The sequence below is a fragment of the Staphylococcus sp. 510 genome, from assembly GCF_057219715.1.
In genome coordinates this window covers 54,295-80,165 of the sequence record NZ_JBXVVK010000013.1, presented here as the reverse complement: position 1 = coordinate 80,165, position 25,871 = coordinate 54,295, and the positions used below count along the sequence as shown (strand labels likewise).

Annotated in this window: 34 protein-coding genes and 1 other annotated feature; of the genes, 21 read left to right on the top strand and 13 right to left on the bottom strand. The window is 32.6% G+C overall.

Annotated elements, in window-relative coordinates:
- Positions 1-281: 281 nt before the first annotated feature.
- A complete protein-coding gene (locus AC2D8K_RS10560) occupies positions 282-566 on the bottom strand; it encodes a hypothetical protein (RefSeq protein ID WP_100066979.1) in 285 nt (94 codons plus the stop codon).
- A gap of 150 nt (positions 567-716) precedes the next feature.
- Here AC2D8K_RS10560 and AC2D8K_RS10555 point away from each other — a divergent pair, with 150 nt between their 5' ends.
- Positions 717-923 carry a DUF6440 family protein gene (locus AC2D8K_RS10555; protein ID WP_002451533.1) on the top strand — a complete coding sequence of 69 codons (207 nt, stop codon included), beginning with the start codon at positions 717-719 and terminating at the stop codon, positions 921-923.
- 250 nt (positions 924-1,173) lie between these two features.
- Here AC2D8K_RS10555 and AC2D8K_RS10550 read toward each other — a convergent pair whose 3' ends face one another.
- Genes AC2D8K_RS10550 through AC2D8K_RS10530 form a run of 5 tightly spaced genes read right to left on the bottom strand, consistent with a single transcriptional unit; the run spans position 1,174 to position 8,249 of the window.
- Positions 1,174-1,917 carry a cyclase family protein gene (locus AC2D8K_RS10550; protein ID WP_002451532.1) on the bottom strand — a complete coding sequence of 248 codons (744 nt, stop codon included), beginning with the start codon at positions 1,915-1,917 and terminating at the stop codon, positions 1,174-1,176.
- A 21-nt stretch (positions 1,918-1,938) separates the two neighbouring features.
- On the bottom strand, positions 1,939-4,185 hold the full coding sequence (gene metE / locus AC2D8K_RS10545) for a 5-methyltetrahydropteroyltriglutamate--homocysteine S-methyltransferase (RefSeq protein WP_002451531.1): 2,247 nt from the start codon (positions 4,183-4,185) through the stop codon (positions 1,939-1,941).
- Positions 4,182-6,020: a bifunctional homocysteine S-methyltransferase/methylenetetrahydrofolate reductase gene (locus tag AC2D8K_RS10540; protein ID WP_232133790.1), complete on the bottom strand. Its 1,839-nt coding sequence runs from the start codon at positions 6,018-6,020 to the stop codon at positions 4,182-4,184. Before AC2D8K_RS10540 ends, metE begins: the two co-directional genes overlap by 4 nt.
- A complete protein-coding gene (gene metC, locus AC2D8K_RS10535; protein WP_002451529.1) occupies positions 5,974-7,149 on the bottom strand; it encodes a cystathionine beta-lyase MetC in 1,176 nt (391 codons plus the stop codon). Before metC ends, AC2D8K_RS10540 begins: the two co-directional genes overlap by 47 nt.
- Positions 7,146-8,249 carry a PLP-dependent transferase gene (locus AC2D8K_RS10530; RefSeq protein WP_002451528.1) on the bottom strand — a complete coding sequence of 368 codons (1,104 nt, stop codon included), beginning with the start codon at positions 8,247-8,249 and terminating at the stop codon, positions 7,146-7,148. Before AC2D8K_RS10530 ends, metC begins: the two co-directional genes overlap by 4 nt.
- A gap of 60 nt (positions 8,250-8,309) precedes the next feature.
- Positions 8,310-8,687: a binding site (T-box leader), on the bottom strand.
- Between the two features lie 265 nt (positions 8,688-8,952).
- On the opposite strand from AC2D8K_RS10530, the gene AC2D8K_RS10525 reads away from it, so the two are divergent.
- The 4 genes from AC2D8K_RS10525 to ychF all read left to right on the top strand — a co-directional run bounded on the left by AC2D8K_RS10525 (position 8,953) and on the right by ychF (position 12,151).
- Positions 8,953-9,792, top strand: a complete 840-nt coding sequence (locus AC2D8K_RS10525; RefSeq protein ID WP_002451527.1) for a ParB/RepB/Spo0J family partition protein — start codon at positions 8,953-8,955, stop codon at positions 9,790-9,792.
- Positions 9,793-9,939: 147 nt separating this feature from the next.
- Entirely contained in the window at positions 9,940-10,818 is an 879-nt protein-coding gene (locus AC2D8K_RS10520; RefSeq protein WP_002451526.1) for a mechanosensitive ion channel family protein, read from the top strand.
- Between the two features lie 20 nt (positions 10,819-10,838).
- Complete coding sequence (locus tag AC2D8K_RS10515; protein ID WP_002451525.1) at positions 10,839-11,042, top strand: DUF951 domain-containing protein; 204 nt, start codon at positions 10,839-10,841, stop codon at positions 11,040-11,042.
- Positions 11,043-11,053: 11 nt separating this feature from the next.
- On the top strand, positions 11,054-12,151 hold the full coding sequence (gene ychF, locus AC2D8K_RS10510; protein ID WP_002451524.1) for a redox-regulated ATPase YchF: 1,098 nt from the start codon (positions 11,054-11,056) through the stop codon (positions 12,149-12,151).
- Positions 12,152-12,316: 165 nt separating this feature from the next.
- Here ychF and AC2D8K_RS10505 read toward each other — a convergent pair whose 3' ends face one another.
- Both AC2D8K_RS10505 and AC2D8K_RS10500 read right to left on the bottom strand, forming a co-directional pair.
- Positions 12,317-12,508: a hypothetical protein gene (locus tag AC2D8K_RS10505; RefSeq protein WP_002451523.1), complete on the bottom strand. Its 192-nt coding sequence runs from the start codon at positions 12,506-12,508 to the stop codon at positions 12,317-12,319.
- 61 nt (positions 12,509-12,569) lie between these two features.
- A complete protein-coding gene (locus tag AC2D8K_RS10500; RefSeq protein WP_002451522.1) occupies positions 12,570-13,391 on the bottom strand; it encodes a GH25 family lysozyme in 822 nt (273 codons plus the stop codon).
- 375 nt (positions 13,392-13,766) lie between these two features.
- On the opposite strand from AC2D8K_RS10500, the gene rpsF reads away from it, so the two are divergent.
- Genes rpsF through rpsR form a run of 3 tightly spaced genes read left to right on the top strand, consistent with a single transcriptional unit; the run spans position 13,767 to position 14,885 of the window.
- Entirely contained in the window at positions 13,767-14,063 is a 297-nt protein-coding gene (rpsF, locus tag AC2D8K_RS10495; protein WP_002451521.1) for a 30S ribosomal protein S6, read from the top strand.
- A 21-nt stretch (positions 14,064-14,084) separates the two neighbouring features.
- A complete protein-coding gene (gene ssb, locus AC2D8K_RS10490; RefSeq protein WP_002451520.1) occupies positions 14,085-14,600 on the top strand; it encodes a single-stranded DNA-binding protein in 516 nt (171 codons plus the stop codon).
- Between the two features lie 42 nt (positions 14,601-14,642).
- Positions 14,643-14,885: a 30S ribosomal protein S18 gene (gene rpsR / locus AC2D8K_RS10485; RefSeq protein ID WP_002451519.1), complete on the top strand. Its 243-nt coding sequence runs from the start codon at positions 14,643-14,645 to the stop codon at positions 14,883-14,885.
- Positions 14,886-15,111: 226 nt separating this feature from the next.
- On the opposite strand, the gene AC2D8K_RS10480 is transcribed toward rpsR, so the two are convergent.
- The 5 genes from AC2D8K_RS10480 to AC2D8K_RS10460 form a co-directional block, all read right to left on the bottom strand.
- Positions 15,112-16,335 (bottom strand): tyrosine-type recombinase/integrase, encoded by a 1,224-nt coding sequence (locus tag AC2D8K_RS10480; protein ID WP_044466582.1) that lies wholly within the window; start codon positions 16,333-16,335, stop codon positions 15,112-15,114.
- A gap of 163 nt (positions 16,336-16,498) precedes the next feature.
- The gene (locus AC2D8K_RS10475) at positions 16,499-17,197 is read right to left on the bottom strand and encodes a type II toxin-antitoxin system PemK/MazF family toxin (RefSeq protein ID WP_207024563.1); all 699 of its coding nucleotides are present in this window, start codon (positions 17,195-17,197) and stop codon (positions 16,499-16,501) included.
- A gap of 64 nt (positions 17,198-17,261) precedes the next feature.
- Positions 17,262-17,495, bottom strand: coding sequence for a hypothetical protein (locus AC2D8K_RS10470; RefSeq protein ID WP_002468636.1), 234 nt, complete (start codon positions 17,493-17,495; stop codon positions 17,262-17,264).
- Positions 17,496-17,515: 20 nt separating this feature from the next.
- Positions 17,516-17,653, bottom strand: a complete 138-nt coding sequence (locus AC2D8K_RS10465; RefSeq protein ID WP_207024565.1) for a hypothetical protein — start codon at positions 17,651-17,653, stop codon at positions 17,516-17,518.
- Positions 17,654-17,768: 115 nt separating this feature from the next.
- The gene (locus tag AC2D8K_RS10460) at positions 17,769-18,467 is read right to left on the bottom strand and encodes a helix-turn-helix domain-containing protein (protein ID WP_484698672.1); all 699 of its coding nucleotides are present in this window, start codon (positions 18,465-18,467) and stop codon (positions 17,769-17,771) included.
- Between the two features lie 162 nt (positions 18,468-18,629).
- On the opposite strand from AC2D8K_RS10460, the gene AC2D8K_RS10455 reads away from it, so the two are divergent.
- The 13 genes from AC2D8K_RS10455 (at position 18,630) to AC2D8K_RS10395 (ending at position 25,853) form a co-directional block, all read left to right on the top strand.
- Positions 18,630-18,842, top strand: coding sequence for a helix-turn-helix domain-containing protein (locus AC2D8K_RS10455; protein WP_194086292.1), 213 nt, complete (start codon positions 18,630-18,632; stop codon positions 18,840-18,842).
- On the top strand, positions 18,843-19,115 hold the full coding sequence (locus AC2D8K_RS10450) for a helix-turn-helix domain-containing protein (RefSeq protein ID WP_194086293.1): 273 nt from the start codon (positions 18,843-18,845) through the stop codon (positions 19,113-19,115). It abuts the gene before it with no gap.
- A gap of 15 nt (positions 19,116-19,130) precedes the next feature.
- The gene (locus AC2D8K_RS10445; protein ID WP_484698669.1) at positions 19,131-19,268 is read left to right on the top strand and encodes a hypothetical protein; all 138 of its coding nucleotides are present in this window, start codon (positions 19,131-19,133) and stop codon (positions 19,266-19,268) included.
- A gap of 58 nt (positions 19,269-19,326) precedes the next feature.
- The gene (locus tag AC2D8K_RS10440) at positions 19,327-19,686 is read left to right on the top strand and encodes a hypothetical protein (protein ID WP_023374535.1); all 360 of its coding nucleotides are present in this window, start codon (positions 19,327-19,329) and stop codon (positions 19,684-19,686) included.
- A 1-nt stretch (position 19,687) separates the two neighbouring features.
- Complete coding sequence (locus AC2D8K_RS10435; protein ID WP_484698667.1) at positions 19,688-20,023, top strand: hypothetical protein; 336 nt, start codon at positions 19,688-19,690, stop codon at positions 20,021-20,023.
- Between the two features lie 99 nt (positions 20,024-20,122).
- A complete protein-coding gene (locus AC2D8K_RS10430; RefSeq protein WP_023374537.1) occupies positions 20,123-20,995 on the top strand; it encodes a primase alpha helix C-terminal domain-containing protein in 873 nt (290 codons plus the stop codon).
- A 12-nt stretch (positions 20,996-21,007) separates the two neighbouring features.
- Positions 21,008-22,474 (top strand): virulence-associated E family protein, encoded by a 1,467-nt coding sequence (locus AC2D8K_RS10425; protein WP_484698665.1) that lies wholly within the window; start codon positions 21,008-21,010, stop codon positions 22,472-22,474.
- 291 nt (positions 22,475-22,765) lie between these two features.
- Positions 22,766-23,128, top strand: a complete 363-nt coding sequence (locus AC2D8K_RS10420; protein WP_484698663.1) for a pathogenicity island protein — start codon at positions 22,766-22,768, stop codon at positions 23,126-23,128.
- A gap of 1 nt (position 23,129) precedes the next feature.
- On the top strand, positions 23,130-23,771 hold the full coding sequence (locus tag AC2D8K_RS10415; RefSeq protein WP_484698661.1) for a pathogenicity island protein: 642 nt from the start codon (positions 23,130-23,132) through the stop codon (positions 23,769-23,771).
- 285 nt (positions 23,772-24,056) lie between these two features.
- The gene (locus AC2D8K_RS10410) at positions 24,057-24,401 is read left to right on the top strand and encodes a pathogenicity island protein (protein WP_484698659.1); all 345 of its coding nucleotides are present in this window, start codon (positions 24,057-24,059) and stop codon (positions 24,399-24,401) included.
- 14 nt (positions 24,402-24,415) lie between these two features.
- Complete coding sequence (locus tag AC2D8K_RS10405) at positions 24,416-24,949, top strand: hypothetical protein (RefSeq protein WP_484698657.1); 534 nt, start codon at positions 24,416-24,418, stop codon at positions 24,947-24,949.
- 12 nt (positions 24,950-24,961) lie between these two features.
- Entirely contained in the window at positions 24,962-25,558 is a 597-nt protein-coding gene (locus AC2D8K_RS10400; protein ID WP_484698655.1) for a pathogenicity island protein, read from the top strand.
- Positions 25,551-25,853 carry a hypothetical protein gene (locus tag AC2D8K_RS10395; protein WP_484698653.1) on the top strand — a complete coding sequence of 101 codons (303 nt, stop codon included), beginning with the start codon at positions 25,551-25,553 and terminating at the stop codon, positions 25,851-25,853. Before AC2D8K_RS10400 ends, AC2D8K_RS10395 begins: the two co-directional genes overlap by 8 nt.
- Positions 25,854-25,871: the final 18 nt, after the last annotated feature.

Genomic DNA, 25,871 nt, shown 5'->3' with positions numbered 1-25,871 from the left:
CCTGTTCAGTATACATAGGTTTTTTTATGTTTATTTATGATGAATCACATAGGGAACACACCCCACTAGTTAGTAGGGTGTGTTTATTACGTCATGTCATCTCTTAATTATGATCATTGAATATAGTTATAAGATTTAGCTTGGTTTGCTGAAATAGCACGAGTGTCTATTACAAATGATTGTAATAAATGTAGGAGGACGATTTATTATAAAACCACGATAATGAGCCGATATTCTGATTTGAAAAGTAAAAAAGCACTCATCAAAGAGTGCCGTTTGATTTAAAAGAATGTGAGTAGTATGAAGATGATGAAAAAAATGCTAGTGAAAGTAACTTCTTTCCAATTTTTCTCAATGGTATATGCCCCCACGGAGAGTAATAGACCAATAAGGATAAAAATATTATCTACTGATTTTAAGTGGGCTCCTCCATAAATACTATCTAATATAATACGAAGGATAAAAATGAGTACGCCAATTATAATCAGTGTTATACTAACCATTTTTAAGTAACGGGATATTTTTGTACTATTTGTCTTTTTGTCATTTATATTTTTAGAACTCATACCCTCCACCCCCATACAATAAATTTACCACTCTATCATTATTAATATTCACAATAAAATAAATTGAAAATGATGATTGAGTAATAAGATGTTTTAGATAATAGTTAAGTGAAATATATAATTAGAGAATGATTGAGGAGGGCTTTGTACATGTTTAATAATAAAAAATCAGATGATCGCTTTGATGTAGAAAAGGTCTCAAAAGACTCTAATATGCGTTGTTATGTATTGACTGATAAAGAAACAGGCGTTCAATATCTTGCTACTTGGGTGAGTACAGGTGGTGGTATTACACCATTATTAGATGAAAATGGAAATGTAACTAAAGTAGATACTACTTCATTGAAAAATGATTAATTTTTAGAGGGGGCATTACTTTGTTACTTATGGTTATAAGCGGCCTCGTAACCATTTTTATTGTATTCAGTATAAGTAAATATTTTGAAGAAAATGAGTAATAAAAACTGCAACGGCAAGCTTGTAATTCAAAACAAGTCGCAACCGTTGCAGTTATTTATATTTTAGAATGTTTTCGTCTATATTAAGATGAATGAGTCATGTCGTATTTATTTTAATATCAACACTATGCATATGTCCTTTTAATAAATTAAGGTTTAATTGCAAATGCTCGCACTGGGAAACCAGGTGCATCTTTCGGTTTAGGACTTATCGCATAAATAATCGCACCTCGGGTAGGTAATTGATCTAGGTTTGTTAACAGTTCGACTTGGAATGTATCTTGGCCTAAGACATAACGTTCACCAACGATATCACCATTTTTTGCAATGTCTACAGATGCGTCAGTATCAAATGTTTCATGACCGATAGATTTGATATGACGTTCTTCAATTAGAAACTTTAATGCATCTAATCCCCAACCAGGTAGATGTTGTTGACCTTCAACGTCTTTGTTTTCAAATGATTCAATGTCCGGCCAACGTTTTGACCAATCTGTACGTAAAGCTACAAATGTGCCAGGTTCGATCGTTCCATTTTTTGATTCCCATTGTTCTAGGTGCTCACGTGTAACAATAAAGTCTGAGTTTTGAGCAACTTCTTGTGAAAAGTCTAAAACAATCAGTGGTAGCACCAATTCCTTTAAATCTAATTCTTCAAGGTATCTCTGATTTTCAACGAAATGAATAGGGGCATCGATATGCGTACCATATTGTGTGACGATATTCCATCGTTGAACATAAAAACCATGTTCTTGAACTGTGAATAACGTAGATACTTCACCTTTTTCAAAATCACTGAATCTTGGAATATCAGGGTCGAAAGTATGTGTTAAATCGACCCATTTAGATTCTTTTAACTGATTTAATTGATCCCATAAAGGATAGTTTGACATAAGCATCATCCTCAATTTATTTTATGCTGTTGTAGCATTATTTTCTTCGCGTTTCTTTCTAACAGCGTTAACTAATACAGTTAATGCTTCTTTAACTTCATCTTCTTTACGTGTTTTTAATCCACAGTCCGGATTCACCCAGAATAATGAACGATCAATTTGTTGTAAAGAACGATTAATTGCAGTAGTAATTTCATCTTCTGTAGGGATACGAGGGCTATGGATATCATATACCCCTAATCCGATACCTAAGTCATAGTTAATATCTTCAAAGTCTTTAATCAAGTCACCATGGCTACGAGATGTTTCAATTGAAATAACATCTGCATCTAAATCGTGAATCGCATGGATGATTTGACCAAATTGAGAATAACACATATGCGTATGAATTTGTGTTTCATCTTTGACTGATGATGTTGCTAATTTAAATGAATGAACTGCATCTTTTAGATATTGTTCATGGTACTCAGAACGTAGTGGTAATCCTTCACGAAGTGCTGGCTCATCTACTTGAATGACTTTAATACCATTTTCTTCTAATGCTAGCACTTCTGCATTAATTGCTAACGCGATTTGATCTTGTACAGTTGTACGTGGAATATCAACGCGTTCAAATGACCAGTTAAGAATTGTGACTGGACCAGTGAGCATACCTTTAACTGGTTTGTCAGTTAAACTTTGTGCGTAGACAGTTTCCTTAACTGTTAATGGTTCAGTCCATTTAACATCCCCATAAATAACTGGTGGTTTTACTGCACGAGAACCATATGATTGAACCCAACCAAACTTAGTAACTAGGAATCCTTGTAGTTTTTCTCCAAAGAATTCAACCATGTCATTTCGTTCGAATTCACCATGTACGAGCACATCAAGTCCAATCTCTTCTTGAATTTTAATCCAACGCGCAATTTCGTTTTCTAAGAATTCTTTATAAGCTTCATCAGAAATACGTTGGTTCTTCCAATCTGCTCGATATTTTCTAACTTCTCTCGTTTGAGGGAATGAACCAATCGTTGTAGTCGGTAAATCCGGTAAATTTAATCTTTGGTATTGTGCTTGTTTGCGCTCAGAGAATGGTGATTGACGGTGTGTACGGACACTATCAAAATCATAGTCTAAGTTTTTGAATGATTGACTTTGGAATCGTTCATAACGAGATTTTAAGTTGTCATATTTCGTACTATCGTTATTATTGAAAAGACGGCGTAAAGCATCTAATTCGTCTAATTTTTCAGTAGCAAAGCTCAAACCTTCAGCGATAGATTCATCTAATGTTTCGTCATCTAATGATACAGGCACGTGTAGTAAAGATGAAGAAGGCTGGATGACAATATTTTGAGCATATTGTTGTAAAGTTTCAATCAATGACTTTTTAGCTTCAATATCAGCAGCCCAAACATTACGTCCATCGATAATACCTGCGTATAATGTTTTGCTTGAATCAAAATCACCAGCTTTAACTTGCTCTAAGTTGTAGCCATGATCATGAACGAAGTCTAATCCTAAGCCGCCGACTGGTAATGAGCTTAAGAATTTAAGATTTACGCGTTCGAAATAAGTTTGAATCACTAAATGTTTGCCTAATCCAGTATGAGTTAATTCTTCATAAGCTTCTTTAGTAATATTTTCATAATTTTTACTTTCGTCCGTAACTAACACGGGCTCATCAATTTGAATATATTCTGCACCTGCATCAACAAGTGATTGTAATACTTCTTTATATAATGGCAATAATGTTTTTACTTTTTCTTCGAACGATTGGTTACCACCTTTTGATAATTTAACGAAGGTAATAGGGCCTACAATGACTGGATGTGCATTGACATTAATAGATTGTGCATACTTAAAGCGGTCTAATAACACATTACGATTTAATTTAGGTTCTACATTATCCCATTCTGGCACGATATAGTGGTAGTTTGTATTAAACCATTTGATTAATGCACTTGCGACGTGTTGCTTATTACCACGTGCAATATCAAATAACAAGTCATCATTCACTTCTCGTCCTTGGAAACGTTCAGGAATAATATTGAATAGTAGTGATGTATCTAAGATATGGTCGTATAAAGAGAAGTCACCTACTGGAACGCTGTCTAGATTGTAATTCTTTTGTAGTAAAAGGTTTTCTTTGTGTAAGTCAGTAAGTGTTTGATCTAGTTCATTTTTATCAATTTTTTGAGCCCAGTAGCTCTCAATTGCCTTTTTCCATTCTCTTTTTCTACCTAATCTTGGGAATCCTAAGTTTGAAGTTTTAATTGTTGTCATAATATTGCCTCCTTATGAGTGGTAATAGATTTTGAATACGCTGCAAGTTCTAGTGAATAATCGACTTTTTGGAAAGGTGTAATAATGTATAATCCATTAAAGTATTCATGCACCGTATCGATGAGTTCCTTTGAAAGTCTAAGACTAAGTTCTTTAGTTTTTTCTTTATCATCTTTAACTGCTTTGAATTGATTGAGTACCTCTTCCGACATTTTGATGCCAGGTACTTCATTGTGTAAAAATAGTGCATTGTTATAACTTGCGATGGGCATAATACCTATGAAGAAAGGTGTATTTAAGTGTTTTGTTGCTTCATACACCTGTTTAATTTTTTCTTTACTATATACAGGTTGAGTGATGAAATAACTCATGCCACTTGCTACTTTCTTCTCAAGACGTTTGACTGCACCATCGAGTTTTCTTACATTAGGATCAAATGCACCAGCGATGTTAAAGTTCGTATGTTTCTTCAGCGCATCACCGTCTGTGTTGATACCTTGATTAAAGCGAAGTGCAATTTCGGTTAATCCTTTAGAATTAACATCATAAACATTGGTTGCGCCAGGCAAATGACCTACTTTTGATGGGTCACCTGTAATGGCTAAAATTTCATTAACACCAATGAGTGAGAGACCTAATAGGTGAGATTGTAGACCTATGAGATTTCTATCACGACAGGTAATATGAACGAGGGGTTCAATATTAAATCGTTGTTTGATAATACTTGCTGCAGCAATGTTACTTACGCGAACAGTTGCTAAGGAATTATCTGCTAATGTCACTGCATCGATATCTGCACCATCAAGCTTGCCAATATTGTTGAAAAACTGATCAGTATCTAAATGTTTAGGTGTGTCTAATTCTACAATGACAGTAGGGCCTTGTTTGACTTTGGAAGTCAATGATTGTTTGGAATTCAGGTCTTTTTTACGATTGACTTTTTTATTAATTGGTATGACGTTTTTATGGGCAACAGGTCTTAAATTCTTTACAGATGTTTTAATGTATCGAATATGTTCTGGCGTAGTACCACAACAACCACCAATCAATCTCACACCTTCGTTGATTAACTCTTGTGCCACATCACCAAAATATTGTGCGTTATCACTATATTTGAATTCGCTATTTTCAATATCTAACAAACTTGCATTTGGATAACAGGATAGAAATGCTTTATCTGGTAACTCGATATGTGAAAATGAACGTTGCATATGATGTGGGCCATGATGACAATTAAGTCCTACAATATCTGCACCACATTCAACTAATTGCTTTAATGCATCATTGATGGGTGTACCGTCTACAAGATAATTTGTGTTAGAAGCGGTTAATTGAGCGATTATGGGAATGTGATGTTTTCTTTTAGTTGATACAACGATACCTTTTAATTCTTCTAAGTCATAATAGGTTTCAAACAATAAAGCATCTACACCTTCATCAACTAAAGTATCTATTTGATGCTCAGTATGATATTGGATAGTTGAAAGGCTTAGGTCATCTTGTTTAACACCTCTAAAGCCTCCAACCGTTCCTAAAATGAAAGTATCTTCATTGGCAGCTTTTTTAGCAATTTGAACAGCTGCTTTATGAATTTCTTTGACCTTATGTTCTAAACCGAAGGCTTTTAACTTTTCAAAATTGGCGCCGTACGTATTCGTTTGTATAACGTCAGCACCGGCATCAATGTATGATCGATGGATACGTTCGACCTTTTCCGGATGAGTTAAGTTATAAGCTTCTGGGCATGTATCTAGGCCTTCTGAATAAAAAATGGTTCCAATTGCGCCATCAGCTACTAAAACGTTGTTCTGTAATTTGTTCAGGAATTGACTCATTAAATGCCTCCTTTAAAGCATAGTTGATGTCCGCAATAAGTTCGTCAGGATTTTCTAATCCTACACTTAATCGGAATAATCCGAAGGTAATACCACGCGCATTTCTAATATCTTCTGGAATCGCTGCATGTGACATCGTTGCAGGATGAGATAGAATGGTTTCTACACCACCTAAACTTACTGAAACCAATGGAATAGTTAACGCATCTACAAACGCTTGTGCCTTTGTTTCATCTTTTAGTCTGAAACCAATGACAGCACCACCTGTTTTAGCTTGTTTAAGGTGTGTTTTGTTATTTCCTGGGTAATACACTTCTGCGATTTCATCTCTTTGACTTAAGAATGAAACAAGCTTTTCAGCATTTGCTACAGATTGTTTGAATCTAATAGGGAAAGTCTTAAGATGTTTAGCTAATGCCCAACTATCATAAGTAGATAGGGCGTTACCAGTACCGTTTTGAATAAGATATAACGCATCCGCCACATCTTCGCGATTTGTAATGACTGCGCCTGCTAGTAGGTCACTATGTCCACCTAAAAATTTAGTTGCACTGTGAATAACAATGTCTGCACCAAGTGCTAAAGGTGATTGTCCTAATGGCGTCATAAAGGTATTATCTACAGCTAATAACAATTGGTTGGCTTGCGCAATCTCTGCAACTGCTTGAATATCGGTCACTTTAAAACACGGATTAGAAGGTGTCTCTACATATATAAGTTTCGTATTAGTTTGAATTGCATTGTTAATATTTTCTGCTTGAGTCGCGTCTACAGTTGTAAATTCAATATTGAATCTTTTTAAAATATCTTCAGTTAATCGGAATGTACCACCATAAACATCATCAGGTAATATGACATGGTCTCCGGATTTCAATGTAAGTAAAACTGCAGAAATAGCTGCAATGCCTGATGCAAATGCAAACCCATATTTACCTTTCTCTAGATGAGCTAATTTTTCTTCTAAAATCGCTCTGTTTGGATTACCACTACGTGCATAATCGTAAAGTGGACTACCACCAAGTTGGTCTTGATGAAATGTTGATGAATCATAAAAAGGTGGATTGGCTGAGATATAATCCTTTCCTCGACGTTCGTCGAAAATTACTTCAGTATCTATTGATAAATTCATGAAATCACTCCTACTTTTGAATGCGTTAATGCTTGGATAATGTCTGCTTCAATATCAGAATAGTTTTCGATTCCGATTGATAAGCGAATTAAAAACTCATCGATACCTCGTTTGTCTTTCTCTTCATCGGGCATATCCACGTGAGTCTGTGTGTAAGGGAATGTAATAAACGTTTCTGTACCACCTAAACTCTCTGCAAATATACAAGTTTCTAAATTTTCCAAAAATTTAGGAACGCTATATGCCTTGTTGAGTCGTAAACTTAACATGCCAGTTCTACCGCTATATAAGACCTCGTCAATTGCATCTAAATCTTGGCATTTAACTGCTAATTTTTGAGCATTTTCTTGTGAACGATCGATTCGTAAATGCAAAGTTTTTAGACCTCTTTGTAGTAAATAGCTATCCAACGGTGATAGCGTAGCGCCTATCATATTGTGGAATTGTCCCAATTCTTCAGCTAACTTGTCGTCTTTGACTGTAACAACACCTGCTAGCACATCATTATGACCACCGATATATTTTGTAGCCGAATGTAAAACAATGTCGGCACCTTCTTCTAATGGTGTTGAAAGATATGGTGTTAAAAATGTGTTATCAATAATAGTTAATAAATCATGTTTTTTACTGAGCACATAATAAGGTGTAACATCGATATCAATCATTTGTGGATTAGAAATGGGTTCGATGAATAGTGCTTTTGTTTGTGATGTAATTTGATTTTCAACTTCTTCATAGTTTAGGAAATCTACGTACTTAAATGTCACACCGTATTGCTGTTCGTAAAAATCAAATAGTCTAAATGTGCCACCGTATAAATCAAATGCAACTAATACTTCATCACCAGGTTTAAAAAGGTTACATACAAGTTGAATTGCAGCCATGCCACTTGAAGTTGCAAATGATGCTACACCTTTCTCTAGTTTGGCGAATGATTCTTCAAAAGCTGTCCTTGTTGGATTCTTCGTTCGTGTATAGTCATAACCTGTTGACTGACCTAGTTGAGGATGTTGATATGCAGTTGATAAATATATTGGATTGGCAATAGCTCCTGTATGATCTTTAGTCAAAGAAATTTGTGCTAATTCTGTATCCTTCATTACTAGACCCTCCTTAAAATTAAAAAAAGCTTTCGTCCTTTAAACCCGATTCTTTCGGATGTAAAGGACGAAAGCTTTGATTTCGTGGTACCACCTTTGTTTGTTACTTTATTACTAAAGTAACCTCTATCAGTACACCATTTTGGTAATAGGCACTGATAAAAATGAAGAAATCACAAAAATATCGTTCATAAAAAAACTCATCCATTCAGAGATTGAAGAAATGAGTATTAACGATAAAATGTGCGTCTTTAATTCCAGTACGCCATTTAACAAAATGTTAATACTGTATCGCTATAACGGGCGAACCCGTTGACACCTCATATTGGCATCAACACTCCAAGGCCATTTTCAAACTTTCTTACAATATCTTCTCTCAGCTACGAAGATTCTCTGTATAAGCAGTGTAAGTTTTACTTTCCTTTTTATAGTGTGTAAAATGTTTCGTTTTGTAATTGTTAATACATAGCTTACAGATAGAAGAATCATTTGTCAATAACTTTTCTGAAAATTTAGATTAAACTTACAATTCAGATTTGTCGAATCGTTGAAATCATAGCGTTATCTTAAAATAATATTTTTGAAGAAATTGTCGTAACTTGTGATTTCTACTTGTGAAAAAAGGGTCAAATTTTTAAAATAAAATAGAGATACAAATTATATTAATATCACGGTATTAATTTTTAGAGAAAGATGTGAAAAAATGGCTCATCGAGAAGATCAAAGATTGCAATTAAACAAAGATGAACAAGTACATTCCGTTTCGTTAGCCTTAATTAAAGCTAATCCTTATCAACCGAGAAAAACATTTGATGAATATAGACTAAATGATTTGGCACAATCAATTAAACAACACGGCATATTGCAGCCGATTGTAGTAAGAAAAACTGTTCAAGGTTATTATATTGTTGTAGGAGAACGACGTTTTAGAGCCTCCCAAAAAGCAGGTTTAACTGAAATTCCTGCAATCATTAAAGAATTATCTGATGAAGATATGATGGAATTAGCCATTATAGAGAATTTACAACGTGAAGATTTGAATGCTATAGAAGAAGCAGAAAGTTATAAAAAGCTAATGGAAGATTTGAATATAACACAACAAGAAGTTGCTGAAAGACTTTCTAAATCACGTCCTTATATTGCTAATATGTTACGTTTATTAAAATTACCTTCAGACGTTGCTAAAATGGTACGTGATGGTGAGCTTTCAGGTGCACATGGTCGCACATTACTAGGTTTAAAATCTCCACAGAAAATGAAATCAATAGCGAAAAAAGCTGTGAAAGAATCGTGGAGTGTAAGATATTTAGAGAGCTATATCAATGATTATGTAAGCAAAACTTCTCCAAAGACTTCGGTTGATGAACAAACGTTAAATAAACCCAAATTTATTCAAAAGCAAGAAAGACAACTTAAAGAACAATATGGTTCTAAAGTAGATATATCAACACATAAAAATATTGGTAAAATTGCTTTTGAATTCAAATCAGAAGAAGAATTTAAGTCATTAATAAAAAAACTAAATCAAAATTATGAGATATAAGTGTAGAAGTCACATAGAAACATATTAAAAATAAACGCTGCTTACTATAGAAAGCAGTTTTTAAATCTGAAGACTGATTTAATATAAGTGGTTTTAAGATATAATGATTTAATTATGAAAAGTTTAAAGTGAGGAGGTAAATGCATAATGAATCAAGTCAAACATATCCTTTCTTCGTTAATTGAGCCACTTACAAAAGTTGAAACTTATGAAACGTTGGCGATCAAGATTATCATGATTTTGATTTATATTGTTGCAGCGATTATAGTCATAAGCATTTTAAATAAAGTGATTGAACAAGCGTTTAAAATTCAAAATAAGAGTAGAAAAGGGAATAAAAAGCGTTCTAAAACATTAATTTCACTTGTACAAAATGTAGTTAAGTATATTGTCTGGTTTATCGTTATTACGACCATCTTAAGTAAATTTGGAATTAGCGTAGAAGGTATAATAGCGAGTGCTGGTGTAGTTGGTTTAGCCGTAGGTTTCGGTGCACAAACAATTGTTAAAGATATCATTACTGGATTCTTTATCATATTCGAAAATCAATTTGATGTAGGCGACTATGTTAAAATTAATAGCGGTGGTACGACGGTTGCTGAAGGAACTGTTAAATCAATTGGACTGAGATCAACACGTATTAATACTATCTCAGGGGAATTAACGATTCTTCCAAACGGTAGTATGGGTGAAATTACTAACTTCTCAATTACTAATGGAACTTCAATTGTAGCGATACCGGTCTCAATAGAAGAGAATTTAGATCATGTTGAGAAAGAATTGAATAAATTATTCACATCACTTAGAAGTAAATACTACTTATTTGTGAGTGACCCTGTTGTAGAAGGTATTGATTCTATTGATAATAATAAGGTGACTATCAGAATCTCTGCAGAAACAATACCTGGAGAAGGTGCAGCTGGTGGTAGAATTATTAGAAAAGAAGTGCAACGATTATTTGTTAGAGAAAATATTAAAATGCCTAAACCCATTTTTGCTCCATATGAAGAGCAAAAACGTGGCTAATTATCATTGGAGGTAATTTCATGACGTCAAATTACGGAATAAATGATATAGTAGAAATGAAAAAACAACATGCATGTGGGACAAATCGTTTTAAAATCATAAGAATGGGCGCTGACATTAGAATTAAATGTGAAAATTGTCAACGTAGTATTATGATTCCACGTCAGACGTTTAATAAAAAATTAAAGAAAATTTTAGTATCCAATGAAGATACAGAAAGTTAGGAGAATGATTAATGGCTTTAACAGCGGGTATTGTAGGTTTACCAAACGTAGGGAAGTCTACACTTTTTAATGCAATTACTAAAGCGGGGGCTTTAGCAGCTAACTACCCATTCGCAACAATCGATCCAAACGTAGGAATCGTAGAAGTACCGGATTCACGTTTGTTAAAACTAGAAGAAATGGTTCAACCCAAAAAGACGATTCCAACAACATTCGAATTTACTGATATTGCAGGTATTGTTAAAGGTGCATCAAAAGGTGAAGGTTTAGGTAATAAATTCTTATCACATATTCGAGAAGTCGATGCTATTTGCCAAGTTGTTCGTGCATTTGATGACGAAAATGTAACGCATGTGTCTGGTCGAGTTAATCCTCTAGATGATATTGAAGTTATTAATATGGAGTTAGTATTAGCAGATTTAGAATCAGTAGAAAAACGTTTGCCTAAGATTGAAAAAATGGCTCGCCAAAAAGATAAAACTGCTGAAATGGAATTACGTATTTTATCTAAAATTAAAGAAACATTGGAAGAAGGTAAACCCGTACGTAGTATCGAATTTAATGATGAAGATCAAAAATGGGTTAACCAAGCACAATTGTTAACATCTAAAAAAATGTTATATATTGCTAATGTTGGTGAAGACGAAATTGGCGATGAAGAAAACGATAAAGTGAAAGCAATTCGTGACTATGCTGCTCAAGAAGACTCTGAAGTTATTGTCATCAGTGCAAAAATAGAAGAAGAAATTGCAACATTAGACGATGAAGATAAAGAAATGTTCCTAGAAGACTTAGGAATTGAAGAACCAGGTTTAGATCGTTTGATTCGTACAACGTATGATTTATTAGGTTTATCAACATACTTTACTGCTGGTGTACAAGAGGTACGTGCTTGGACATTCGTACAAGGTATGACAGCACCACAATGTGCTGGAATTATCCACACAGACTTTGAACGTGGTTTTATCCGTGCAGAGGTTACAAGTTATAGTGATTATGTTGAACATGGTGGCGAAAATGGTGCTAAAGAAGCAGGTAGACAACGTTTAGAAGGTAAAGACTACATCATGCAAGATGGAGATATTGTTCATTTTAGATTTAATGTTTAATTATAATCAACAGTATCAATCATTAATTAGATTTTAACTACTCTAGATTAACTAGAGTAGTTTTTTTATGGGAGAAATTGCAGATTAAGATAGAAAAAGCAATGTAGTACATGGTCGGAGTTACTAAGTGACAAGACTACATTGCTTAAATACAACATTATTATATTAAAAGAAAGGAATAACCTCACTTGCTTTAAGAATATCTGTAGTTCTAAAAAATTGTTTGCCTTCACCAGTATAAGCAGGTACTAAAATCATATTAGCTTTGGCATTGTATAACCATTCAGGGTGCAAACCACAATTTAAAATATCTTGAAATTCTTGAAAGTCTTTATTCCAATCTAAATTTAAGTTCATGTTAAACACCTCACACCCATTATAGAACAAACGTTCGTACTTGTGAAGTGTTTTTACACATTTATGATGTAAACCAGTTTGTGCTTACATTTGAATCAACATAGTTAGCATCTACATTTTGATTAAGTTCTGATGAATAGAAACTATCTGTATATTGCCATAACACTTTTTCTCGAGTTGGCTCTTGAGCTTGATATGAAGCTAACCAATAACCGTCATATGAACTCACTGCGTTAGCCACATTATTAACCATAAAGTTTTCGTATGAATAGAATAATACTTTCTTATTACCAGCTAGTTTTTTCATTTGATCAGCCCAAGCTACTGTAGCAGTGTTCGCATCGCCAGAAGTAACCGTTTGTTGTTCATAATCGTTGATATAAAATTCTGCTTTTGGCGCACGATTGTATAACATTCTCGCTTCATAACGAGCATCGTCAGCATTTTCGTACATACTATATGAATAAACACCAAATTTCATATTGTTTTTATCTAACAAGGCAGAATTGTGTTCTAAACATTTATCGACATATTCAGAACCATATTGTCCACGAATAATGATAAAATCATAATTTTTCTTAAGTTGTTTTACTTGAGCATCGGTTAAGTTACCTTGCCATTCGGAAATATCAAGTACACGTTCACCACTATTAGTTGTTGCAGCGCGCGATTTAGTTGAAAAAGTAGATCGATTTTGAGTATCGTTTTTAGCTTTTTCAGGATGCTTTTTCATATATTGTTGATAGCCGTAGCCCATTGTACCTTTTTTACTTTGAGTATCGTTTGTATTATTTGAATTTTCATCTGCATATGATAAATTAATGCCTGAAATCGTAGTTAACATTGTTGCAGCAAACATCGAGTAAGATAGTTTCTTTAACATAAAAGTTCTCCTTTATTTATAAAAAATTAAACGCAATTAAATTGAAAACGCAATGATGATGTTATTACAATTAATTTTTATTTACAATGATACGACTTACACAATATAAAGAACGATTTTATTATGTATATTCACATTGATTTTTATAAAAATTGGTTGAAAAAATTATATTAAAATTAGGTGCTCTATCGAGTAAATATCAAAAAGAGGACATAGTGCCTATATGTTTGTCATTTCGTTTATTATAATTTTAAATATGATTGTAAAAAGTAATACTCTGTGCTATAATTCTTGATTGTGAGTAATGAAAATTATTCCTTGCTTATCACAAAATGATGATAAGCCGTATAGACCACAAGGAGGTGCAAATATACAATGAGAACATATGAAATTATGTACATCGTACGCCCAAACATTGAAGAAGATGCGAAAAAAGCAGTTGTTGAACGCTTTAATGGTATCTTAGCTTCAGAAGGATCAGAAGTTTTAGAAGAAAAAGACTGGGGTAAACGTCGCCTAGCTTATGAAATCAATGATTTCAAAGAAGGTTTCTATAACATCGTACGTATTAAATCAGATAACAACAAAGCTACTGACGAATTCCAACGTTTAGCTAAAATCAATGACGATATCATTCGTTACATCGTTATCCGTGAAGACCAAGATAAGTAATAATTTGACGGGGGCGTTTAAATGTTAAATAGAGTTGTATTAGTAGGTCGTTTAACGAAAGATCCAGAATACAGAACCACTCCCTCAGGCGTAAGTGTAGCGACATTTACTCTAGCAGTTAATCGTACTTTCACGAATGCTCAAGGGGAACGCGAAGCAGATTTCATTAACTGTGTTGTTTTTAGAAGACAAGCAGAAAATGTAAATAACTACTTATCTAAAGGTAGTTTAGCTGGCGTTGATGGTCGCATACAGTCACGTAGTTATGAAAATCAAGAAGGTCGTCGTATCTTTGTTACTGAAGTCGTTTGTGACAGTGTTCAATTCCTTGAACCTAAGAATTCACAAAATGGCGGTGGCCAACGTTCACAAAACAACGAATTCCAAGACTATGGTCAAGGATTCGGTGGCCAACAATCAGGACAAAATACTTCGTATAACAACAATTCATCAAGACCTAATTCAAATCAATCAGATAATCCATTTGCGAACGCGAACGGACCTATTGATATTAGTGATGATGATTTACCATTCTAAAAAATAACTAATTAAAATAAAATTAAAAGGAGGCAGTTAATCATGGCAGGTGGACCAAGAAGAGGCGGACGTCGTCGTAAAAAAGTATGCTATTTCACAGCAAATGGTATTACACATATCGATTATAAAGACACTGAATTATTAAAACGTTTTATCTCAGAACGCGGTAAAATTTTACCACGTCGTGTAACTGGTACTTCAGCTAAATATCAACGTATGTTGACAGCTGCTATCAAACGTGCACGTCATATGGCTTTATTACCATATGTTAAAGAAGAACAATAAGATATAGTTCATTGTAAAACCCCGTAAGCATAGGCTTATGGGGTTGTTTTTGTGTTTTTAAATATAGAAAAAGGGCAGAAAAAGGGCATTATATGAAAGTTTTAGAAATTTAGGCATAAAAAATACGCCTATATTAAAGCGTATTTATTTTGATATTTTATTGTTTTTTTACAGGTCTGTATTCGTGACCTTATATCAGATATAATACAGTTCGCTTTATATTCAGTTAACTATAAGTACTAATATGTTCCAATTTATTCATCATATCTTTAGCCATCTGATCAGTAACATGTGTGTATATCTCTAGGGTGGTTTTATAGTCTGAGTGACCTACACGCTCTTGTATAGCTTTTAAGTTAATCCCCAATTGAGCAAGCGTAGATATATGCGTGTGACGTAACGTGTGGGTCGTTACAGACTTATTAATGGAACTGATTTCGGTAGCCTCTTTGATAATGTTGTTTATTTTGTTCAAGTCGATAGGGCTACCAGCTGTATTTGTGAATATGTACCCTCTATCAATAAATTTGTCATTCCACTGGTTTTCTTTCTTGTTTTCTAAAATAAGTGTTTTAAGTAAGTTAATACTTTGGGTAGTGAGTCCGATGGTTCTATAACTTTTACTTGTTTTAGTCGTCTCTTTTACTCCGAATGCTCCCGTTTCTTTATCAGCTACCCAATTAATTGTACCGTCGATATCTAGCGTTTTATCTTCATAGTTTATATTTTCTCTCTTTATTGCAAGTAGCTCACCGATACGCATACCATTAGCAATTTGAAACTGTACTATAGCTTTGACCATTTTATAATTACGCTTTCTTGTTGAATGTTTTTTGTGCTTAATTAGGTAATCAAAGCAACTAAGTAACTCTTTAATTTCACTATCTTCTAAATAGTTATTACGTTTAGCTTGTAGTTCGTCCCTAGTTTTAGCCTTTTTAGGAATATCTATTTTATCTAGTACACTTATATCTTGTAGATCGTAATATTTAAACGCATATTTGAAAACAGAACGAATGATAATAACAAGAGACTGAACATGTCCTTTACTATGTATACTAGCCCAGTTGTTAATTATATCTTGTAGATAATTATGAGTAATATTGTTTATCAGTACTTCTTTATCTATAGCATTTTTAACTGTGTTTGTATTGCTTACCTTTTCTTTGATTGTTGTAGTCTTTGAACCAGAATGATTCTTATAATGTTCTAACCACTCATCACATGCGACATGGAAAGTCAATGACTTTAACGTTGTCGGTGTCTTATCATTTAACTTCGCCTCTATACGCTCATTTAAGCGTCTCTGAGCCTCTTTCTGTGACTGCTTACCATTCTTATTAAGAACTACGCTAACACGTCGCCATTTGTTTGTGAGTGCATCTTTGTACTTCTCATAATAGCGATATTGTACGTCACCATGTTTGTTAGTGAATTTCTCATGCCACATATCATCACTCCCTTTTGCAATAAAAAAAGCCAGATGACGTATCATCTGACTTTTCAGCATAATGCTGAGAATATGTCACCTCTCTAATAGAGGTGATGCCGGAGTGGTTACCGGGAATTTATAATCAAATGATACCATCTTATTAATTCTTTATCAAACGTTTTTATAGAAACTTGAGTTTAATTTCTTTTTGTATTTCATCTATATCACGTTGAGGCAAAGAAATTTTTCCAGTAGGATCGGAATTATTTATTTTGCTTAAACGCTTTTTACTAATAGTAGAAATGGCTGAAACATTAACATAAGTATCTTTGCCTATATGTTTTGAATATACTTTAATAGCAGCATTTAGCTCTGATAACTTATTTGAGATTTTTTTCTTTTGTTTCTCTTCTTCCTCATTAATTTTGTCAGAATCAGTTTCAAAATTTATCTTTAAATCGCTATATTTTTCTATACAACTTGCAAGTTGTTCCAATAAATCTGCTGCAGTTAAATCTAATATAGTGGTTGATAACTTTAGGTAATTAGAGTTCTTTTTAGATGAAAGTGGGACAATTGTAATAGTTTCTTTTCCTCTATTATCATAATTGTCAATAACAACACAAAAGTGGTTGCCAGAAAATTCACTTCCTATATTACTGCCTAGCCGAGCATAAACTATAGTACCTTTACTATATGCTTTATAATATCTTTTACGTGTACTATTAACTTCATTGTGCAATGTATTTGAATAAAATTCTAACCAATGGGGCATATACATCACTTTTAAATTAGCGTTTTTCGCATTTGAATAGCTTTGTTTCAGTTTAATATTAGAATTGTTCAATTTACTATTAGCTAGATTAATATTTTTCGACATTTTTCTCTCTGTCCTTTTCTTTTAAATTTCTCATGCCACATGTGTAAGAGCCTCCTTTGTTTAATTACTCATCATCTTCTAATAAATTTGTTACATTAACCGTTATCTCTTTTGTAGTAGGATTAATGCTTACATCCTCTCCATAGCCTAATGATTTTACTTGAATAGTATCGTTTACTAATTTTAATGCTATTTCAACGTGTTGATAATCTTGCAAAATTAACAAAGTATCTTCATTAGTTACAACATCATGTGAGCCTTTTCCGTTAATAGTAACTTTCCAATCATTGAAGTACATTCTACATTTCTCCTTAAATATTATTCTTCTTTCTCTAATCCTATAATTAGCATTATCACTACTGAAATAAGCATAAATGGTACAAAAATAGAAGTTATTAAAAAGCCACAAATCATTATTAAATAAAATTCATCAATTTTGTATTTACCAAAATTCATAATGTCCTCCTAATTATTTGTATTTTAATATGATGTGTTAAAAGAGTTTATGTTGAATATCGCTATTAATATTAATGAATTCCTAATATTGCATGTGTAAGGGTTTCCTCATTTTTTAGTTTTTATCTTTAAGCGACTGTATATTGTTATGAATAGCAAACATTTTCAATTGTTTTTTATTTAACATAGATTCTTTTCTAAAGTCGTTAAAATCTTTTTGCAGTTGCTCAATATCTTCGCTTAAATCATTCTGTTCTTGTGACAATTTATTAACTAAAAATGAGTTGATAATTTCATCGATCATATTTTTATCATTTTCGCTTAATATTACTCCATTATAGAATTTGTGATTTGAATCGTCTTTAAGGTGAAATGCTAAATCGTTTATAGGTTTTTCTATATTAATTGACTGCAGAGTTTTCTTATCATCTTCATAAGCGAATATATTCTTTTTTCTATTTTTATCATCTTTATTGCCAACTTTTTTATGCAAATCTTCATAGAATGTTTTGAAGTCGTTATATAAATTCTCTAGTTTTTCTGTATCGATATCACTATCTTCAGCAGATATAAATTTATATAAAATATCTTTAATTTCATTATCAACATCTTGTATAGACTTAGATTGGTCATTTAGTTTTGAATTTTTAAAACCAACTAGTAGTAAGAATAAAGTTCTAATAGTAGGGAATTTTCTTTTATTATTTTCAAGCTTGCTTATATAAGCGTTTGATACTCCAGAAAGTTTTGAGAGATTATTTACAGAAATATTTTCTTTTAATCTAATGTTTTTTAATAAGTTTGAGAACTTCATTTTTTCACCTCTAATCTATAATAAAACATATTGTACTTCGATACAAATAAAAAATAGTGATAACAATTCAACAAAAACTGTTGACAGTGATGTTTTAGTAGTGTTAACTTTATATTGTACTTTTAACAGTACATAGTTAATGATAACTAAGGTGGTGGTTACATGGATAACAATTTAAGTATGCTTATGGGTAAAAAAAGAGTTAGTGCTTTGAAACTAAGTAAAGAAACTGGAATTTCGAGAACAGCTATACACGGTTTATATCATGAAAAAACTCAAAGCCCAGATATAAAAACAGTTTTGAGGTTATGTGAATATTTCAACGTAACTCCAAACGAATTTTTTGGAATTGATGAAAAAAAGGGGGTTAAATAAATGCATAGAACAAAGTTGCAAGATTTACCTACTAAAGAAAATGTAATTACAGAACCAAAACAAGTTGTAGTGAATCCACTTTTTGCGAAACCTAATACGTTAGCTAGTATCTTTGGGATTTCCTACAGTTCGGTCAATCGTATTTTAAAAGAGTGGGAAAAAGATTCTATGGGCATTGATGACTTGTATTACTCATTGTCATCAACAATGACGGTCATTAGTATTCCGCGTTTTGAAGAGTACATGAAAAAACGTCATAAAAAATGGATGTAGAAAGGAGTGAGACAAATGAAAAACTATCTAACGTACATTGGTACGATTTCGTTTATAACATTAACAGTAGCATTAGTTGCAAACGTATTTATTGCTTTCGCTTTATATATTTTAGCGTCGGCATATGGAATTAAATTGTTGGAGGTTGAATAAGGTGAAAATTAAACAAAGCTTAAATAAAAATAATAAATTCAGAGAGGAAAATGAACAAATGAATAAATTAACTAGAGAAGATTACAAAAATATTGATGGTAAATTGAATTATGAGCACATAGTGAATAATAAAAAGCAAAATAGAAAAATATCTAAATTATTACGAAAACGTCGTAACAGAGATATTTCAATTATAAAAAATGAATATCCTAATTTAAGTAAAAGTGAAATTACAAAAGTATTAGATGATTACAGAAATTATAAAGAGTTTGTAAAATCTTCAAATATTTTGATCGACTTTCCTATTAATTATGAAGATTCTAATATTCATAAATTCATTACTAAAGATGATGTTGAAGAATTAAAATGGGCAATCGAAGAAATGACAAGTTTTATTGGGAAGTTGGAGGAATACTAGAATGAAAGATTTAAAATTTCATGTATCAGAATTAAAAAATAGTTTTGTAGATGCTGAGTTAAATTCAAAACTTAATACAGTAATTACGCTTATTGGTGAAGAGATGGCTCGTGGCGAAGAATATAAATCATTACTTGATAAACAAAACAAACCAATGGAATCATATATCGTTAATGAACATATCAATCACAATTATGTATTAATGGCAGTATTAAACTCAATATTAAAAGATATTGATGCAATTGAAGAAGAGATTAAGAATGAATTTAGCAGTGCGATGGAACAAATAGAAAAAGCGTCATCAGTGAAGTCGGCAAACGGAACTGATAACGCATAATATACAAGTTAACTAAACAAATAACAGGGCAATTAAGAAATTGCGCATATTTATTATAACATCTTTGTCCTTTTGTTTGTATTAAATGGAGGTCAAAAATTGGATTTTCAAAAAGTTAAGTTAAACAATAATTTTAATATTCATATTGTTCAATATAAAAACTTGTATTCAAATTCGTGTAATGGTTCTGATTTATATAATTGGTCAGATTGGTTGAATAAGCTTCAAATACCAATGATTAATGAAAATAAATATAAACGTGGTCTATGCGTATACGGTGATTTTGAAGATATAGAAAAAGACAATCAAAACATTAGTAAATATCGTAGTGATGCTACTTTAATTAACCGAAGTGCAATCACATTAGATTATGATGAAATCAAAGATTTTAGAGGTCTATATGAAGTGCTGAAAGCTAAATTGGAACATGTATCTTGGGCATTTCATACAACGTATTCATATACTGCTGAAAAGCCTCGCATTCGTCTTATAGTACCTTTAAATGAGCCAGTGAGTGCATCAGACTATCGGAAGTATTCAAATGGATTAGCACGTTATATTGGTTATCCAGTAGATGAAGCTAGTTTTGTACCATCACAAGCTATGGCCTTACCAGTTAAAAAATCAAAGGATTCAATTTACATTTTTAAATATAATGACGCACCAGCAATTACCACTGAAGAATTAAACAAGATGGTTGTTAAAAATGCGCCAATAACTGTGGATTATTCAAATCATTTTCATAAACACAATAGTTCATATTGGCGCGAAATTGCATTTGGTGTAGGTGAAGGTGAACGCAACCAAACATTGGCTTCTTTAACAGGGTACCTATTACGTCGTTATGTGGACGCTAATCTTGTTTACGGATTGGTAAGTGCATGGGCGATGACCTGTAGGCCACCAATTGAACAAAAGGAAGTTAATCGTACATTCAAAAGCATTTTGAAGAAAGATAGTAAGAATAAGTAAGGAGGTTTTTATTTGGAGGATGTAACCAAAGAAGAAGTATTTGAGTTGATTGATGAAAATAATTATTTGGCCAATAGTGATGATTGGCGCAGTAAATTAAGACGATCAGCTACTACACAAGCCCTTAAAAAGACCACTGCAAACGCAGAATTAATAATGGAAAATGATGAAAGTTTAAAAGGGTTAGTACAATACGATTCCTTTGAAAAAATTACTAAACTGAAGCGTTTACCATATTGGCGTACCAAAGATGACAATAATTATTATTGGGCTGATATTGATACAACTCATGTCATTTCTCATATAGATAGATATTATAATGTGCAATTTAGTCGTGACATTATGGATAGTGTCATTGAAAAAGAAGCTTATCATAATAAATTCCATCCTATTAAGTCGATGATTGAATCTAAATCATGGGACGGCATTGAAAGAATTGAAACATTATTTATTGACTATTTAGGTGCTGAAGATAATCACTATAACCGTGAGGTGACTAAAAAATGGATGATGGGTGCAGTTGCCAGAATTTATCATCCTGGTATCAAATACGATTCCATGATTATTTTATATGGTGGGCAAGGTGACGGTAAATCAACGACAGTAAGTAAATTAGGTGGGCATTGGTATAACCAAAGTTTAAAAACGTTTAAAGGTGATGAGTCTTATAAAAAAATTCAAGGTTCCTGGTTGTGTGAGATAGAAGAGCTCGCAGCATTTCAAAAATCTACTATTGAAGATATTAAAAGTTTCATTAGTGCGATTGTTGATATTTATAGGGCTTCATATGGTAAACGTATTGAGCGACATCCACGCCAATGTGTTTTTATAGGTACGACAAATAATTACGAATTTTTAAAAGACCAAACAGGTAACCGTCGTTTCTTTCCTATTACGACAGATAAAAATAAAGCAACTAAAAGTCCGTTTGACGATTTAACACAAGACATTGTTCAACAAATGTTTGCTGAAGCTAAAGTTTATTTTGATAATGATCCAACGGATAAAGCATTGTTGTTAGATAAAGAAGCTAGTGAAACAGCATTGAAAGTCCAAGAAGAGCATTCTGAAAAAGATGCTTTAGTCGGTGAAATTGAAGAATTTCTTGAGCGTCCTATTCCATCTGACTATTGGTATAGAACATTAGAAGAAAAAAGAATATCTGCTCACGATGTTATAGACCAAGATTACATTAAATTATATGGTGACGGTAAATTGATTGAATTACCAAACACAAAACCAGGTGCTTATGTATGGCGTGACAAAGTATGTAGTATGGAAATTTGGAAAGTGATGATGAAACGAGATGACCAACCACAACAACATCATTTAAGAAAAGTTGATAAAGCATTAAGAAATACACGATATTGTAGCACAGTGAAAAAGCAAACACGATATGGTGAAGGCATAGGCAAGCAGTATGGTTTTAGCATAGATTTATCTTCTTACTATAAGGAACTTAAAGTCGAATCGTCATAAATTTTAGGACAGTAAGACACTTATAAGACAGGGTTAAGACACCTTTAATCCCTTGTGGCAGTAATACCATGCTATAAGTGTCTTGGTGTCTTGATAGTTTTTAGTTAAAAGTTTTACAGAATATATATAGACAAAGTACGAAATATAGATATATAGGTAGTAAGTAGGGAGACAGTAAGACAGATTAATCAAACCCCTTGAGGGAGTGAGGATTGAAGGGTGTCTTTGCGTGTCCTAAAAAACAATGCAAATAAGACAGTGGGACACCTATACAATTTTAGGAGGAAGAAAATGAATAAAAATCAATTAAAATCAGAAATTTTAGAATATATAGAATCACACGATGGAACTACTTTTGTAGAAATAGAAAATGTATTCGAAGAAAATAACTTTAATTATAAAGGTGATGGAGCATATACAAGTGGCCAACATCCAAATGTGGTGTTTTGGATTGGATGGAACCAAGAAGCATTTAATATAATTGCTGAACTTAAACGAGCTGGATTAATTGAGATGGATATTTGTCCACCAATTATTTATCTAGTTGATGGTAAAGGGTTGGACTTACCGATAGTGAAGTCTAAATATATTAAAACAGATCATTGGTTGCCTGTTGCATTTAATATTTGTAAGAAAGAAATGGAGTGCGTCTAATATGAAAATAGAAATAATCGCAAATCAATTTGAAACAAGAGCAGGCACGTTATTAAGATATTACACAGGTTTATTAGAAAGTAGCAAAAAGACACCGTTTGGATTCAAAATATATAACGATCCGTTTGATATGGTGTATGTGATCATGGAAGGTAATTTGTACGGTCACATTTACATTCAAGACTGCAATGTGAGAAAAGCGTTTGAATTAGCGTCTCCTAAGCACACTGAGGGGCTTATAAGAAATATTGAGGGTCATTATGCTGGTTATGAAATAGAAGATGATGAGCATATGTCTATTAGCGATATGATGGCAGATAATCTATTTAACGATGAGTATTTTATGTATGGACTTGAGACATTCGCAGAAAGCAATAATACTGATATCTTCACTTACATTGAGGGTAGCTTAAACGTTGATGAGCTTGAGGGCATTCAGTCTAGTAATGCTGATGTGATAGGTAACATTGAATTAATGTACCAGTTAGCAACAGGGATTAATGAACCAGCACCAGAGTTAGTTGAGGGATTGAAGTTGATAACTGAATTTGTGCAAGACGAGAATGCTACACAAGAGGATTACAAAGCGTTAGAGCGTAAGTTAAGTGAATTGAAAGCATCTTTTTACAGTTTGAATAAGTAAGGTTAAAAGGGGTCACATGTAGTGTGTGGCTCCTATAAATAGCTAATAAATGTTAATTGTTGTAGAAATACACTAGGGTACGAATTTTTTGAAATACGAACATTAGTTCTTTAGGTGATATACTACATTTTACTACTTAAATACTTTTAAAAGCTTATTTAACAGTAAAATAATGTATGTTAAGAAAAAGTAACAATGGCATAAATAACGAACGTTAGTTTGTGTTTTTCGTGTAAATTTAGTATAATTAAGGTATAAAGTAATTGAATAAGTGAGGTGAAACAGATGCAAAAAATGATAGAAAAAGAAAAGACGTACAACTTACCCGATGAACACCGCCAAGTACTCAATGTGATAAGAAATACGTCTAAGAAATATATTACTAAAACCAATATTTTAAATCAATTGGGAATATCAGTTAATCGAACTAATGAAAGATGGTTACGTTTAACTATCAATAGCTTAATACTTCAATACCATTATCCAATTGGTTACAACTACAGTAAGACACACAGAGGCTATTACATGATTGAGAATGAGCTTGATAGACGTAATGCTATCACTAGTATTCAACGTCAGATAGAGGGCAGCCAAGCACGTATTGATGCTATAGAAGAAATGGAAATCTAAAAGGTTGTAGTGATTTGGAATTAGTACAAAAATTTGCAGTTAAGCACCTAAAGACAAAATATAATGCTGCATACCTAAAGCAAGCATTTGATGAATGGGAACAACGAATAGAAGATATGTACGCACTGCATTATCCGAGAATGTTTATTGATCCATACACTATGCAGTTGTCCTATGAGTCGAATCACATAGAAGATTTAGCATTATCTATTATTGAAGAACGAGATAAGCTACACAAATATAAACGTCACTCAAAGAATGATTTAAAACAATTTCATAAATTATTATCTCAATATTCTGATGATGAACAACGACAAATTAAAAGGTATCAAAAAGATAGTATTTTGATTGATGATGAATTATTAAATCGAATTAGTGATGACATTTTGCAATTAGTGAATTCTACTAAAGATAACAAACGTCAATCCATGCAAGAAGAAATCAAAGTAGAAAAAGAAAAGCGTAAGATAGACGGTAAAGCTCGTAAGCAACGTATTAAAGAACGTTTGAAACAAGATAGGCAACAAAAACAAATGCAGTTAGTATAAGGAGAAGTGAAAATGAAAACAGAATCATATTTTGAAGAGTACAATCAGTTTGTAACTGATCAACGCAATGCAATTAGTGAATTAGAACAACAACGTAATGACTTACAAGCTAAAATCAAAGCAGATAAAAAGGAATATAAACAGTTAGTAGCGAATGGTGAAGATGATAAGGCAGATGAACTATATCAAACAACTGATAAAGAGGAAAAGCAATTAAAGGCTATCAACAAACGTCTTACTACTAAACAAGAAGTATTTGATGAAACTAGAAAAGAAAAAGCTATTGAATTGATTAAACATCAATCTGAATTACCCAAGTTATATGAGGATGAAAAACAAGAACTAATAGCTAAATTTCAACCAATCATTGAACAATACAACGGTATTATCGATGAAATTAATGATTTAAATGAACGATACACAGAGGAGTTTGAACGTTACGCAATTCCTTATAGACGTGAGAATTTCGACGAAGATGCTCAAATAAGAAGTGATTTAAGACCTCATTTTAGAGAATATGCACCACAGTATTATGTTTCTAAGAGTGAATTGCCGATTATAGGTACAAATCAAAAATTGAAGTTTGTAAAGGAGCGACAACATGGATAGAAAAGATGAATTATATAAAAAGGTAATAGCCAATTTAATTGCTGGTACTGATGAAGATGGCAATGTAATTATAACTGATGAAGATTGGGAAAATGTTGACCGTATTGGAGAAGAAATTAATGCTCAAGTCGAAAAAGAGAATAGAAAAGAGAAATTGAGAGACACTCAATCTATTCAAGAATATGCACGCTTGAATCGTGTAACTAATTCTGAAAGATCTAAGAATATTCATCAGCAAAATATTGATGGTATGAGCTTACGGGAAATAGCTCGAAAGAATAGAGTTGTTAACTAAACTAAACGCCTATCCTCA